Origin of the sequence: Winogradskyella sp. SM1960 (assembly GCF_020179375.1) — a bacterium.
Taxonomy (GTDB): Bacteria; Bacteroidota; Bacteroidia; order Flavobacteriales; family Flavobacteriaceae; genus Winogradskyella; species Winogradskyella marina.
Genome location: NZ_JAICBG010000002.1, coordinates 213,674 through 228,825, shown reverse-complemented (window position 1 = coordinate 228,825; position 15,152 = coordinate 213,674). Strand labels below are relative to the sequence as shown.

Genomic DNA, 15,152 nt, shown 5'->3' with positions numbered 1-15,152 from the left:
AGACTTTAAAAAGATAGCCTTTAAAATCAAAACTAATATTCTGTGAATCCTGGTCTTCTATCTCAACATAGTCTTTCATAAGATTATTATAGTCTGGTATATAGTAACACTCCTGTAGAAATCAAAGAAATTATAGAAGCTATTGCAGTGAGGCTAGACAACGCTGTCTCCCCAGTTCCTAGTGACTTCTGTTTTAAAGGTTCTACATAAATAATATCATTGGGTTGTATATAGTAATATGGAGATTCCATCACCCTTACATCCGTTAAATCCAGACTATGTATTTTCTGTCCGTGTGGATATTGGCGTATTATTTTAACATCTTTTTTATTACCAGTCACAGGAATTTCTCCAACGTTAGCAATGGCTTCAAAAATATTAACACGTTCTGTAAACAATACTTGACTTCCCGGGTTACCTACTTCACCATTCGCTGTATAGCGTAATCCTGCCAATTTCACAGTAACAAATATGTTTGCGGTTTCCTTAAATTGCTCTTCTAGAAGTTGTTTCTCAATTTTCTTTTCAATGTCTTCAGTAGTAAACCCTAAAACATTAATATAACCTAAAGTAGGCATTCGTATGTTGCCGTGAACATCTACCGTAAATCCATCAAAGAAGGCACGTTCTGCACTACTAGCATTTAAATTCTCTTCTCCTGCTGGGTTTAATATTGATACCGTTTCTTGGTCCAAAGCTTTAACCCGTACATTCAAAATATCGTTAACTTGAACCCGATATGGTTTTTGTATTTCTGTAAGATTATATGGTATACTATCGTGTGTAGCATTCCCTTTATTCTGGAGATATATAGTATCTTTATGAGGAATACATGAGGACACAACAACACAACTCAAAAAAATGATTAAAAGCTTCATACGCAGCATAAGGACTATGGATCTTAATGGACAAATATAATCTATCAACACTAATATCAAAACTAATACGTTTATTTTTGGTTTATTTCCGTTCTTTGTAAAAAAAAGAGTTTGAATTACCTCAATGTTGAAAACATATCAAAATCGTTTGGAGAGCTAGTACTTTTCAAAGACTTATCCTTTAGCATTCATAAAGATCAGAAGATTGCGTTTGTCGCTAAAAATGGAAGTGGAAAAACCTCTATCCTTAATATTTTAGCAGGAAAAGATGCCCCAGATGAAGGACAAATAGTCGTAAGAAAAGGACTTCGGCTTGCATTCTTAGACCAAGAACCCGATCTCGACCCTAATCTTACACTCGAAGAAACGATTTTTGCTTCCGATATTCCGATAATAAAAGTTATTGAAGCGTATGAGAAAGCTTTAAAACATCCAGAAGATACCGAAGCCTATCAAAAGGCATTTGAAGGCATGGATAGAAACAACGCTTGGGAGTTTGAAACACAATACCAACAAACCTTGTCGCAATTAAAACTCGATGATCTTTCTATTAAGGTAAAAGCACTATCTGGGGGACAAAAAAAACGACTAGCCTTAGCACAAGCTTTACTAAGTAAACCCGATATTTTAATTCTAGATGAGCCTACTAACCATCTCGATTTAGAAATGATTGAATGGTTAGAAGAGTACTTCGCCAAAACTCAACAGACCTTATTTATGGTCACGCACGACCGTTATTTCTTAGAGCGTGTTTGTAATGAAATTATTGAATTAGATGAAGGTGAATTACACACCTATAAAGGCAATTATTCCTATTATTTAGAAAAGAAAGAAGCCCGAATCGAAAACCAGGCTACCGAAGTCGGCAAAGCCAAACAACTCTTCAAAAAAGAGCTCGATTGGATGCGTCGCCAACCCAAAGCACGTACGACAAAATCTAAAAGTAGGATTGATGATTTTCATGAAATAAAATCGAAAGCACATAAACGTCGTAACGATCATAAAGTGCAATTAGAAATTAATATGGAACGCCTAGGCAGCAAAATCATAGAATTTCACAACGTCTCTAAAGCCTTTAAAGACAAAACAATTTTAGATGGTTTTGAATACACCTTCAAAAAAGGGGAGCGTATCGGCATTATCGGTAAAAACGGAACCGGAAAATCAAGCTTTCTCAACATATTAACCCAAACCTTACAACCAGATGCCGGAAAAGTGGTCATTGGAGAAACCGTAAAAATCGGTTATTATACACAAGGAGGCATAACCGCAAAACCCAATCAAAAAGTCATTGATGTCATTAAAGAGTTTGGCGATTATATTCCCTTATCAAAAGGCCGTCAAATTAGCGCGCAGCAATTACTAGAACGCTTTCTATTCGACCGAAAAAAACAATGGGACTTTGTTGAAAAACTAAGTGGTGGCGAACAAAAACGCCTCTATTTGTGTACGGTTTTAATTCAGAATCCAAATGTATTAATCCTCGATGAGCCAACAAACGACCTAGATATCGTTACTTTAAATGTGTTGGAAGATTTCTTAATGGATTTCCCTGGCGTATTATTAGTGGTGTCGCACGACCGTTATTTTATGGATAAGATTGTCGACCACATGTTTGTATTTAGAGGAGATGGTGTTGTGGATGATTTCCCTGGTAATTATTCCGATTTCAGAGCCTATGATGAAAGTCAACCCAAACAGACAGAAGCCGTTGAAAAAGTTGATAACACTAAAGCCGTAAAACAAAACGAAGCCAATAAATTAGATTATAACGAACAAAAAGAATATAAGAATTTAGAATCAAAAATTAGAGCATTAGAATTAGATAAAACAGCTATGGAAGCCAAGTTCCTTAACCCTGATTTATCTCAAGACCAAATCAATGAACTATCTGAAAAATTACAAGTTATAATCGACACTATTGAAGAAAAAGAAATGCGCTGGTTCGAGTTGGCTGAGAAATTAGAAGGATAGAGTTTGTCGCAGTGTTCAGATACAAGTAACTAGTGATTAGGAATAAAATAAGCATTTGCAAATATGAAAGTCCCAAATTTCGACAGCGTCGAAAACATCAATTTGCAGAAATAATGAACGAAGGAATGTAGATGCAAAGCGAAGCTTTAAGCACGAAATTCCGAAAGAGAATGGTGCCTAGGCAAATGTTTAGCATTCACGAAATCCTTATTAAGAAATGAAAAACGAGAGTAATTTCCTCAAATTGATTGTGATTTTTTGGCTAGGTTTATCCTGAGCGTAGTCGAAGGGTTTTGTATCAAGACAAAATGAACAAAGAAAACAAAAAAATATAGTTTCTTTGTACTTTATAGCAAATCCAAACTAATAAACTATCAGAAAAATTACAAGTCTTAAGCAACACTATCGAAGAAAAAGAAAGGCACTAGTTTGAGTTGGCTGAGAAGCTTAAAAATTAGTGGTTAGTAAAAAGTGTAAAGTAAAAAAAGCTAAAAATATAACTTCAAGCACCAAGGGTTTTAATCAACACTCCTATTGAAGTTATTTTTCCAACTTCGTGCTTCCAACTTCCAACTTCCAACTTCTAGCTTCTAGCTTCTAGCTTCCACAACACTTAACACCACCGTACCTCTACGAGACAATAAATTGAGAGAACAACATGTACCAATTAAAATCATACATAAAATTTCTAATCACCTCCACCAACCAACACGGAGTCCACTCCCCTTTTATATACAACTTCGTCACCAAATGCCTTTATAGTAAAACAAAACATCAAGCTTACACAAAACTTAAACAGTATAAACAAGAATTACAAACCTCTAAAGCCGTTCTTGAAATTACAGATTTAGGAGAAGGCTCAAAAACCTTAGACGCTAACCAAAGACAAGTTAGCAAAATGGCAAAAACCTCAAGCAGTTCTAAAAAAGATGCAGAACTATTATTTAGGCTTTCAAAATACTTCAAATTTAAAACCTGTCTAGAATTAGGGACGTCTCTAGGTATGGGCACTTATGCATTCGCTTTAGCAAACACAAACTCACAAATTACAACCATTGAAGGTTGCCCAAACACATCAGCTTTTGCACAGTCCAAACTTACAGGCAAAAACATAAAGAACGTCGAATTCATAATCGGTAATTTTTCAGATACCATTCCGGCTTTAAAACAAGACAACTATGATGTCATCTATTTCGATGGGCACCACAACAAGCTAGCAACCATAAAGTATTTTGAAGCCCTATTACCTAAAGTTCACAATGATACTATTTTTATTTTCGATGATATCTATTGGTCTAAAGGCATGACAGAGGCCTGGGAATTCATTAAAAACCATAAGTCCGTAACTGTAACTGTTGACACCTTCCATTTAGGCTTCGTATTTTTCAGAAGAGAGCAAGTCAAAGAACATTTTAAAATCAGATTGTAACCACAATGTCATCCTGAGCGCAGCCGAAGGATCACTAAATAGCACCTAAATCTAAATTTACAAACATCGTCACCTTGAGCGCAGTCGAAAGGTCTCTTAAATTATACAACTTAAATGTCACCCTGAGCGCAGTCGAAGGGTCTATCAAAACCATCCCAAATTATAATAATTCATATTAGTATGTAACAACCCAACAACTTTAACGTCTTATTGTTTGAACCGACTTTTAAATTCTTTTATCTTGCAAAAGGTTTAAGCAACTATATCTTTTATATATGAGTAGCAATGTCATTGAAATTAGAAACATTATTAGAGATTTTAAACTTGGACAAGAAATTGTTCATGTACTAAAAGGCATTGATTTAGACATTAAACGTGGAGAATATGTCGCCATAATGGGACCTTCAGGTTCTGGTAAATCAACATTAATGAATTTATTAGGTTGTTTAGATACCCCAACAGCAGGTTCATATAATTTAAATGGAAATGATGTGAGTCAAATGTCAGATGACGAACTCGCAGACATTAGAAATACGGAAATCGGTTTCGTGTTTCAAACCTTCAACTTACTACCTAGAACCACGGCTTTAGATAATGTCGCCTTACCAATGGTCTATGCAGGAGCATCAAAAAAAGAACGCGTAGAACGTGCTACGGAAGTTTTAACAGATGTAGGCTTAGCAGACCGAATGGATCACAAACCCAATCAACTTTCTGGAGGGCAACGTCAACGTGTGGCCGTCGGTAGAGCTTTAGTTAATAAACCCTCTATTATTCTAGCTGATGAGCCAACAGGAAACTTAGACTCTAAAACAGGTGTAGAAATCATGAAGCTCTTTGATGACATTCATGCCGCAGGAAACACCGTAATTATGGTCACTCATGAAGAAGACATTGCAGCACACGCCAAACGCGTTATCCGTTTACGTGATGGTATTATTGAAAGTGATACATTTAATAGTCCTCAGTAGGCAGTTTTCAGTTGCAGTTTTTGGTTGCAGTTTTTGGTTTACAGTAGCATGTAATATAAGATTAGAGTCAAAAGGGCCATAAAATGATATTAGCTAATATTCAAGTCCTAAATTTCGAGAGCGTCGAAAACATCAATTTGCAGAAATAATGATCGAAGGAATGTAGGTACAAAGCGAAGCTTTAAGCACGAAATTACGAAAGAGAATGATGCCTAGGCAAATGTTTAGCATTCATAAAATCCTTATTAAAGAATAAAAAACGAGAGTAATTTCTTTAAATTGATTGTGATTTTTTGGCTAGGTTTATCCTGAGCGTAGTCGAAGGGGTTTGTATCAAGACAAAATGAACAGATAAATAGAAAATAAGCTTTCTTGAACTAAGTCCGTATTAATTGACAGGTAAATTCATAATAAAACACATTCCTTATTTTTTCTTTGCGACTCTGCGCCTCTGCGTGAAACATAAAACCTTACGACCAAGAATAACCCTCCGTGTAGCCCTGTGCAACCTCCACGAACCTCTGCGTAACCTGCACTTTACGACTCAGTATCTTTGCGCGAAACTTCAAAACCAAGCAAAACAATTATAGTGCATCTGTTTCTCTAAAAAAAACCCTCCGCGAATCTCCGTGCAAACTCCGCAAACCTCTGTGTAAATGAAACTTCTCGACTTGGCGCATTCTCGCGAGACCACAAATCTCAGTAATAAAATTATGAAGCACCTATATCTTTAAGAATAAAACCTCCGTGAATCTCTGTGCAACCTCCACGAATCTCTGCGTAACAAGCACTTTTCAACTCTGCTCCTCAGCGAGAAAACTTCATGCCACCAACTTCCAACTTCCAACCTTATTCCTTAACTTTGAATACAAAACCATAAACTTCAAACCTTGAAAGTATACACAAAAACAGGAGACAAAGGTACAACCGCACTTTTCGGTGGCACTAGAGTTCCTAAACATCATATAAGAATAGAAAGCTACGGCACTATAGACGAGCTAAACGCTCATATTGGCTTAATCAGAGATCAAGATATTAACCAGTTGTACAAAAACACCTTGATGGATATTCAAGATCGCTTATTTACGGTTGGAGCCATCTTAGCGACTGATCCTGAAAAAGCAACATTAAAAAGTGGAAAAGACCGTTTAAACATTCCAAAAATATCCAACGAAGACATTGAAAAGTTAGAAAAGGAAATGGATCTTATGGAAGACAGCCTGCCTCCAATGACGCATTTTGTATTACCAGGAGGTCATCAAACCGTGTCATTCTGTCATATAGCACGTACAGTTTGCCGTAGAGCAGAACGTTTAGCGTCGCATCTTAATGACTTAGAACCTTTTCAACCCGAAACATTAATGTATATTAATAGACTATCTGACTACCTTTTTGTGTTGGCACGGAAGTTGTCACATGATTTAAACGCTGACGAAATAAAGTGGATTCCAAAAAAGGAATCTTAATACAGGTTTCGAAATCAGAATAGGATTACAAATTGCAAAAGGTGGTCCAAAAACAAAAGTTGAAGATTACACGTTCTTTTTAATAATGATTATTTAATTTGATTTTTTCTTGGATTGTTCAACTAAAAAATTATTTTTGCAAAAATTAAATTACACACGCAACTATGTATTGGACATTAGAATTAGCATCTTATTTAAGTGATGCGCCTTGGCCAGCAACCAAAGATGAGCTTATTGACTACGCAATTAGAACAGGAGCGCCATTAGAGGTCGTTGAAAATTTACAAGCGATAGAAGATGAAGGAGATTCTTACGACTCTATTGAAGAAATTTGGCCAGACTATCCAACGGACGAAGATTACCTCTGGAATGAGGATGAATACTAACATATAAAATTATCATAAAAAAAGTCTCTTGCGTTACTATAACTAAGAGACTTTTTTTATTTTCGGATGCTTTTTTAATTTGAAATTAAAACGGACTCCGATTTAAAAGAATTAACAATTGAAAGATTGTCCCCTTGAGGGGACCTTAGAGGTGTTCTTATAATCTAAAAACACGTCTAAAATTTGAAATATATTATACAACATCAACTTGATTATTCAAGTTAATATTTTCAAACTAACTGAAACAAAAAACAAGATTGAAACCATTCAATCGATTACAAAACATACAATATGACCTTTTTAGATAAAGTCCTTAAAGTTTTTGTTGGAGATAAATCCAAACAAGACGTAGGTTCAATTAAACCTATTGTTGAAAAAATAAAAACGTTCGAAAGTGCTTTAGAAGCCCTTTCTCACGATGAACTTAGAGCCAAAACCATTGAATTTAAAGCAAAAATTGCTGAAGCTAGGCAACCGTTTCAAACCAAAAAAGAAGCCCTTTTAGAAAAAGCAAAAGTTACTGAAGATATCGATGAACGTGAAGACATATATCTCGAAGTCGATAAAATAGATGATGAAATCTACGAGGTAACCGAAGGGGTTTTAAACGACATTCTTCCTGAGGCTTTCGCTGTCGTAAAAGAAACAGCAAAACGTTTTGTTCATAACACACAAATTCAGGTAACGGCAAATGCATTTGACCGTGAAGTTTCTGGAGAGCACGATTACGTCACTTTAGAGGGTGATCAAGCCATTTGGGCAAATTCATGGGATGCAGCCGGTAAGCCAATTACTTGGGACATGATTCACTACGATGTGCAACTTATCGGTGGTGTAGCAATGCACCAAGGAAAAATTGCAGAGATGCAAACTGGTGAAGGTAAAACCTTAGTTGCAACACTTCCTGTGTATTTAAATGCACTAGCCGAAAAAGGAGTTCACCTTGTCACAGTGAACGATTACTTAGCAAAACGAGATAGCGCATGGATGGCACCAATCTTTCAGTTTCACGGTATGAGTATCGATTGTATCGATTACCACCAACCTAACTCTGATGCACGTCGTAAAGCTTACAACGCAGATATTACATACGGAACTAACAACGAATTTGGTTTCGATTATTTACGTGATAACATGGCACATTCGCCAGACGATTTAGTACAACGTCCACATCATTATGCAATTGTCGATGAGGTCGATTCTGTATTAGTCGATGATGCACGTACACCATTAATCATTTCTGGTCCTGTACCAAGAGGAGACGAACACGAGTTTGACGCGCTTAAACCAAAAGTGCAACAAATTGAAGAAGTACAACGTAAATATTTAGTTGGTGTTTTAGCTGAAGCGAAGAAATTAATTGCTGCAGGTGACACTAAGGAAGGTGGTTTCCAATTATTAAGAGCTTATAGAGGTATTCCTAAAAATAAAGCCTTAATCAAATATTTAAGTGAGGAAGGTATTAAGCAATTGCTTCAAAAAACCGAAAATTATTACATGCAAGACAACAATAGAGAAATGCCTTTAGTAGATGCAGAACTCTATTATGTTATTGATGAAAAAAATAATCAAGTTGAATTATCTGATAAGGGTGTTGAATTCTTATCCGGTAAAGACGATCCAGATTTCTTTGTTATGCCAGAAATGGGTACTGAAATCGCTAAAATTGAAAAGCAAGGCTTGTCAACCGAAGATGAAGCCAACCTTAAAGAGGAGTTATTTAGAGACTTCGGCATTAAGTCAGAACGTATTCATACGTTGAATCAATTACTAAAAGCCTACGCACTTTTCGAAAAAGACAATCAATATGTTGTTATGGACAACAAGGTAATGATCGTCGATGAGCAAACCGGTCGTATTATGGATGGTCGTCGTTATTCGGATGGACTACACCAAGCGATTGAAGCCAAGGAAAACGTAAAAATTGAAGCAGCTACACAAACGTTCGCAACTGTAACCCTTCAAAATTACTTTAGAATGTATCGTAAGCTGTCTGGTATGACAGGTACTGCGGTTACAGAAGCAGGTGAGCTTTGGGAAATCTACAAATTAGATGTGGTTGAAATTCCAACCAACAGACCAATCGCTAGAGATGATAGAGACGATTTAGTTTACAAAACGAAGCGTGAAAAATACAATGCTGTTATCGATGAAGTCACGGAATTAGCAAAAGCAGGACGTCCAGTTTTAATTGGTACAACCAACGTTGAGATTTCAGAGCTTTTAGGTAAGATGTTAAGCATTCGTAAAATAAATCATAACGTCTTAAACGCGAAACAACACAAAAAAGAAGCCGACATTGTAGCACAAGCTGGTAATGCAGGTCAAGTAACCATTGCTACCAACATGGCTGGTCGTGGTACAGATATTAAATTAAGTGACGAAGTAAAAGCCGCAGGTGGTTTGGCCATTGTTGGTACAGAGCGTCACGATTCGCGTCGTGTTGATAGACAGTTGCGTGGTAGAGCTGGTCGTCAAGGAGATCCAGGAAGTTCACAGTTTTATGTGTCTCTTGAAGATAACTTGATGCGTTTATTTGGTTCTGAGCGTATTGCCAAGATGATGGATAGAATGGGCTTAAAAGAAGGAGAAGTTATTCAACATGGTATGATTTCAAAATCTATTGAGCGTGCACAGAAAAAAGTGGAAGAAAATAACTTTGGTGTTCGTAAGCGTTTGTTAGAATATGATGATGTCATGAACGCACAACGTGAAGTCATTTACAAACGCCGTCGTAATGCTTTACATGGTGAACGTTTGAGAGTGGATTTAGCTAACATGATTTTTGACACCTCTGAAGGTATTGCTGAAACGAATAAAAACGCTAACGATTATAAGAATTTTGAATTCGAATTGATTCGTTATTTCTCAATGGAATCGCCTATTACTGAAGCTGAATTTGGTAAGAAGAGTGCGACTGAAATTTCGGGTATCATTTATAAAGCGGCTTTTAAGCACTACAGAGAAAAAATGCAACGTGCTGCAGATTTAGCATTTCCTGTTATTGAAAATGTATATAATACACAACGCGATAAATTTAAAAGAATCGTTGTACCGTTTACAGATGGTGTAAAAAATCTTCAAGTTGTAACAGACCTTGAAAAAGCATACGAAACTAAAGGAACACAGTTAATCAATGATTTTGAAAAGAACATTACATTAGCTATTGTAGATGACGCTTGGAAAGTACATTTACGTAAAATGGATGAACTTAAGCAGTCTGTTCAATTAGCAGTACACGAACAAAAAGATCCATTATTAATTTATAAGTTTGAGTCTTTTGAGTTATTTAAATTAATGATTGACCAAGTCAATAAAGATGTCATTTCATTCTTATTTAAAGGAGAAATCCCGCAAGAAACTGCAAATACAATTCAAGAAGCAAGAACGCGTAAACAAGAAAAGTTAGAAACGCAGAAAGACGACATTCCAAACATGGACGAACGTGCTGCACAAAATAGACAAGCTGGCGAAGGTGCATCGCGCCAACAACAGCAAGTTGTTGAAACCATTGTTAGAGACCAACCAAAAATTGGCCGTAATGATAAGGTTACAATTAAACACGTTATGAGTGGTGATGCAAAAGAAGTAAAATACAAGCAAGCCATTCCTTTAATTGAAAAAGGAGAATGGGTACTTGTTGAATAAAACCACTGTCACACTGAGCGCAGTCGAAGTGTCTATTAATAGAATTTTAAAATCCTAATGTAACCCATTAGGATTTTTTTGTTACAAATTATTCCATCACTTCACGTGAAATTGCTTTTCGGAATTTTGTATCGAAAAGTTGTACGTTGAGCATAGTCTGAATGCAACAGAAGTAATCAAGGTTCTCAATACAATTTTTACATCCTTCGAAAACCACTCGAACGGACGATATAGTAATCGCATTATGACACAACACAAATAAACCCAAAACGTCACTTCGAGTGAAGTTTTCGCTTTTTAGAAAATTTTGTATCGAGAAGAGGTACGCTAAGCGCAGTCTAAATGCAACAGAAGACCTATGGCATTCTCATGAAAAACACACCTAATTTCCCCTTATCTTTCTTTAAACTAATTATATGTAAACAGATTTTAGTAACTTTAAAAACAACAATCAATAGACTAATTAATAATCTAAAAGAAACGTATACAATATGAAACACATCATCACCGCATTTATTTTTTCTGGCATTCTAATGTCTTGTAATTCTTCAGACAAAACAAAAACGACAACAGAAACCACTGCTGACATTGAAACGACAGAAGTTAGCGAATCAACAGAATCAAAGACACAGTTAAAAGCTATTACAACTGATGAAGACTTAATCGCAACCGCATTAATGGCTGCTCCTGAAGAAAGCAGAGCGGGAAGCAAAGTGATTGGTTATAATATGGCAGGCGAATTTGTAACCTTAAAAGAAGGTGATAATGAATTTATTGTACTTGCCGATGACCCGAATAAAAAAGGGTTTAATGCTGCTTGTTATCATAAAGATCTAGAACCTTTTATGGCAAGAGGAAGAGCCTTAAAAGCAGAAGGCAAAAAACACCAAGAAATTTTTGATATCAGAGAAATTGAAGCAAAAGCAGGTAAATTTAAAATTCCTACAGGAGCTACGTTACATGTGTATTCTGGACCAAAAGCTGAGTTCGACCCAGAAACGTCTAAAGTAGATGAAGCAAAGCTACGTTACGTGGTCTATTTACCTTGGGCTACAGCCGAATCTACAGGATTACCAGAAAAGCCAGTTGCGTCTAACCATCCTTGGATAATGAATCCTGGAACACATAGAGCACATATTATGATTTCGCCTTTAGCAGATGAAAGTAATTAGTATTATAAAAATAACTAAAGTCAGTTTAAAATAACATTGGATACCGTGGAAAAACGAATCCACAAAAACCGAGCGTGCATAAATTCTTTAGAATAATTGTGTGCAATTAATTTTCAATTATTACTTTTATAATCGAACCGATCAACTATTTCTAAGCCTACTTACGTCATATGAAACATAAACTACTTTTTATAATTCTCTTTATTTCTTGTTTTAAAATTTTCTCCCAAGAATTGTTTTCTCCAATAACCAGTGAGACGTTTGGCTTAAACAATCACACAAATAGAGATGTATCCTATTTCTCGCATGTAGATAGTAATGAAAATACAATTATTATAGCTACAACAGAAAAAGACTCAACCTTTACAGATGTTTTAGTAACTAAAATTGATGCTAATTTTAATCTTGTATGGCAGAAACGTGTATCGCAAGACACCAATTTATCTTATGATATACCTGTTAAGTCGTTTGTAAATACAAATAATGAAACTTACGTGATTGGCAGAAGCTCTTTTAATCAATCTTTATCTAATGGTCTAATCTTTATTATAAAACTTAATGAGAATGGTGATATTATTTATAATATAACAATTGGAAATACTGATGCATCTGACTATAGAGATTATAGTTACATGGATGTCGATTTAAATAATGATGGCACACTGAGTCTTGTTTATAATCCTATTGAATTCGATTCTGAAAACCTTGATGATTTTGTATTTTTAAAAGTAAATAATAATGGTGATATTATCAATTCATTTACTCAAGAAATACCAGAAAATGGCATCATAGGAAAAATTAACAATGAGACATTTTATTTCTTAACTCAAGAGTTAAATGATATTGATTATTCTTTGACATATAACTTTCATAAGATTCAGGACGAAAATAATCAAGATAGTTTTCAAATTACTAATTCTGAATTCCTAAGCTATTACAACAATTCAGGACTATCTGATCAGGTTAAATTAACTATAGACAACAACTCCAATTTTTACATAGCGTTTAATAACATATATGATAACGACGCTATAGGAAAAATTAATTTGACAAAAATAGGTTCTAACAATTCAGTCTCCTATTCAACAACAACCAATATTTCAAATAATTATACATTAATAGATACTTTTATAAATAACGAAAATGAAAATATTTCGGTTGTAAATAAAAATGATGACAACACGCTTCAATACCTGTTTGTTGATGCCAACAACACCATTCAATCATTATCTAATGTTGAAAACACTGTAGCGACTGGTTTCAAAAAAAACACGGATGGTTCCTTTTTTATAACGACAAGTAATTCAAATATTCGTTTATTTTCTAATACACTAACTGAACTAACTGTTTTTAACACTTCAGATTCTTTTGAGTTAATAGATTTTTCAAAAATAAATAATGAAACCATAAATGTAATTGGAACTAGTTATAGCAAAATGTTTCCTACATCGGATTACTATACACAATTAGATATTGAAGTAGAGAAAATCAACTCTACCGAAGTAATTAACAATTATTCTTACTCTGGTATAGGCACGTCTAAAGCATTTCAGCAACGCGTTATTATTGATAACGACAATAATTATCTGGTATTAGTAACAGAAAAAATGGGACCAGAATATTTAGGAATTGGAGGTGTAAACCCTCCATTAAATAAACGAATTATTAAATATGATTCTGATTTAGAAATGCTTTGGGAAGTAGAAATTCCTAATAACATATTTAACCTTGTAAATCATGGAGGTAAAGATATCGATTTCTTTTTTGATGCAGATAATAACCTCTTTTTAAATCTACCAAGGGCAGGTAATAATTATGGTCTAGGTTACAGTTTGTATAAAGTTACGCCTAATGGAAATATAGAATATGTGAATGACACTTATGTCGCTAAGATGTTTCATGCAAATGAAAATTATATTTTAATGGCAGAAGATTATTTCATGTATGATGACACAAGCAAGATTTATATATTAGATAAGGTTACGGGAAATTTAATAAATGAAATTGAAGTTGGACATGAAGAATTTTTAGAAATTTTTACAATAGGTGAAGATTATTATTTCTACACTTATGAAAGTATTACAAACAATACACCAGACTTTATTTACCTATATAAAAACGGTGTAAAACAATTTACAAGAAGCTTAGATAATAATTACGGGATTTTCCCTTATGAAATCGATGAAAATGGCACATTGTTTTTTAGTACAAGAAATCCACCAGAAAGAAGACTCAATAAACTAGACATCTACAATAATTACTCATATTATCTAACTGCAGACCAAATTTATGGCTTGAAAAAATTTAGTAATGGAAACATGTTTTTATTTCTAAACAATGATAATACACTTGTCTTAGATGATGACCTTAATTTACTATCAAACGGAGACGATTTAGACGTTTCAAATATATATTTGATGACTCATGGTGATTATATATTACTTGGCACTTATTATGATAATAATATTAGAATAATTGATAACAATGGCTCCGTTGTAAAACATTTGTATTTGCAATCTGGTTACTTACACAACTGGTATTCAAAGTTTGATAATCAAGGAGATGTAATTATGGTTGGGCAAAATGGGAATAGAATATCGACATTTAATGAATATGGATGGGCAAGAGGTTTCATTCATAAATTTGGTACAATAGAAAACTTATTGACGATTGAAGAATTTGAAACAAGTAATTATAACATAGTTACTTTGTATCCAAATCCCACTTCCAGTATTTTGAATATAAAAATTAGTAATAAAATTGTTGAAACAGTAATTTTGTTTGACACTGCAGGCAAGCAATTAAAAATATTTAATAATAGCATTATTGATTTGGAAGATTTTAAATCAGGTATATACTTTATAAAAATTATTACAGCCTCAAAAGATATTATAAACAAGAAAATTATTAAAAATTAAGATAACTTCAAAGAAGTCTAAGCTTAAATCCCTTTTTACCATTTAGGTGTTTAGAATCCTAAAATTGCTCTTTTACAACGTAAAGCACAGTTAAAAGTTGTATTGTTATCAAATCAACAATTAATTAATAGCGATTTAAAAACTACTAAAGACGACTTTGAAGAACATTGGATACAGTGGAAAAATAAATCCACACAGACTGAGTATAAGGGAGTACAGTTTTCGGTTATAGAGAGAATTGCTCTCGATACAATTTACTCATGTCTCGCATATCACTCGAACTGACGTAATGAATTATATATACTATATT

Annotated in this window: 9 protein-coding genes; 8 read left to right on the top strand and 1 reads right to left on the bottom strand. The window is 34.4% G+C overall.

The features are described 5' to 3' along the window. Positions 1 to 86 precede the first annotated feature (86 nt). Positions 87 to 878, bottom strand: a complete 792-nt coding sequence (locus K1X16_RS06935; protein ID WP_317196424.1) for a polysaccharide biosynthesis/export family protein — start codon at positions 876 to 878, stop codon at positions 87 to 89. Positions 879 to 989: 111 nt separating this feature from the next. Between K1X16_RS06935 and K1X16_RS06930 the strand changes: the two genes are divergently transcribed. The 8 genes from K1X16_RS06930 to K1X16_RS06895 all read left to right on the top strand — a co-directional run bounded on the left by K1X16_RS06930 (position 990) and on the right by K1X16_RS06895 (position 14,842). After that, positions 990 to 2,852 carry an ABC-F family ATP-binding cassette domain-containing protein gene (locus K1X16_RS06930; RefSeq protein ID WP_195872218.1) on the top strand — a complete coding sequence of 621 codons (1,863 nt, stop codon included), beginning with the start codon at positions 990 to 992 and terminating at the stop codon, positions 2,850 to 2,852. 658 nt (positions 2,853 to 3,510) lie between these two features. Then, entirely contained in the window at positions 3,511 to 4,281 is a 771-nt protein-coding gene (locus tag K1X16_RS06925; protein WP_225035540.1) for an O-methyltransferase, read from the top strand. A gap of 275 nt (positions 4,282 to 4,556) precedes the next feature. Further along, a complete protein-coding gene (locus K1X16_RS06920; protein ID WP_225035539.1) occupies positions 4,557 to 5,252 on the top strand; it encodes an ABC transporter ATP-binding protein in 696 nt (231 codons plus the stop codon). A gap of 890 nt (positions 5,253 to 6,142) precedes the next feature. Further along, positions 6,143 to 6,718: a cob(I)yrinic acid a,c-diamide adenosyltransferase gene (locus K1X16_RS06915; protein ID WP_225035538.1), complete on the top strand. Its 576-nt coding sequence runs from the start codon at positions 6,143 to 6,145 to the stop codon at positions 6,716 to 6,718. A 164-nt stretch (positions 6,719 to 6,882) separates the two neighbouring features. Beyond that, on the top strand, positions 6,883 to 7,104 hold the full coding sequence (locus K1X16_RS06910) for a DUF2795 domain-containing protein (RefSeq protein WP_008272287.1): 222 nt from the start codon (positions 6,883 to 6,885) through the stop codon (positions 7,102 to 7,104). 291 nt (positions 7,105 to 7,395) lie between these two features. Then, positions 7,396 to 10,752 (top strand): preprotein translocase subunit SecA, encoded by a 3,357-nt coding sequence (gene secA, locus K1X16_RS06905; RefSeq protein WP_225035537.1) that lies wholly within the window; start codon positions 7,396 to 7,398, stop codon positions 10,750 to 10,752. A 491-nt stretch (positions 10,753 to 11,243) separates the two neighbouring features. After that, the gene (locus tag K1X16_RS06900) at positions 11,244 to 11,924 is read left to right on the top strand and encodes a hypothetical protein (protein ID WP_195872213.1); all 681 of its coding nucleotides are present in this window, start codon (positions 11,244 to 11,246) and stop codon (positions 11,922 to 11,924) included. A gap of 170 nt (positions 11,925 to 12,094) precedes the next feature. Continuing rightward, on the top strand, positions 12,095 to 14,842 hold the full coding sequence (locus K1X16_RS06895) for a T9SS type A sorting domain-containing protein (protein WP_225035536.1): 2,748 nt from the start codon (positions 12,095 to 12,097) through the stop codon (positions 14,840 to 14,842). Positions 14,843 to 15,152 lie beyond the last annotated feature (310 nt).

Bases quoted from the DNA above. Each gene is read 5' to 3' on its own strand.
- K1X16_RS06935 (WP_317196424.1), bottom strand. From the start codon at position 878: ATGAAGCTTTTAATCATTTTTTTGAGTTGTGTTGTTGTGTCCTCATGT.
- secA (WP_225035537.1), top strand. From the start codon at position 7,396: ATGACCTTTTTAGATAAAGTCCTTAAAGTTTTTGTTGGAGATAAATCC.
- K1X16_RS06910 (WP_008272287.1), top strand. From the start codon at position 6,883: ATGTATTGGACATTAGAATTAGCATCTTATTTAAGTGATGCGCCTTGG.
- K1X16_RS06900 (WP_195872213.1), top strand. From the start codon at position 11,244: ATGAAACACATCATCACCGCATTTATTTTTTCTGGCATTCTAATGTCT.
- K1X16_RS06925 (WP_225035540.1), top strand. From the start codon at position 3,511: ATGTACCAATTAAAATCATACATAAAATTTCTAATCACCTCCACCAAC.
- K1X16_RS06920 (WP_225035539.1), top strand. From the start codon at position 4,557: ATGAGTAGCAATGTCATTGAAATTAGAAACATTATTAGAGATTTTAAA.
- K1X16_RS06895 (WP_225035536.1), top strand. From the start codon at position 12,095: ATGAAACATAAACTACTTTTTATAATTCTCTTTATTTCTTGTTTTAAA.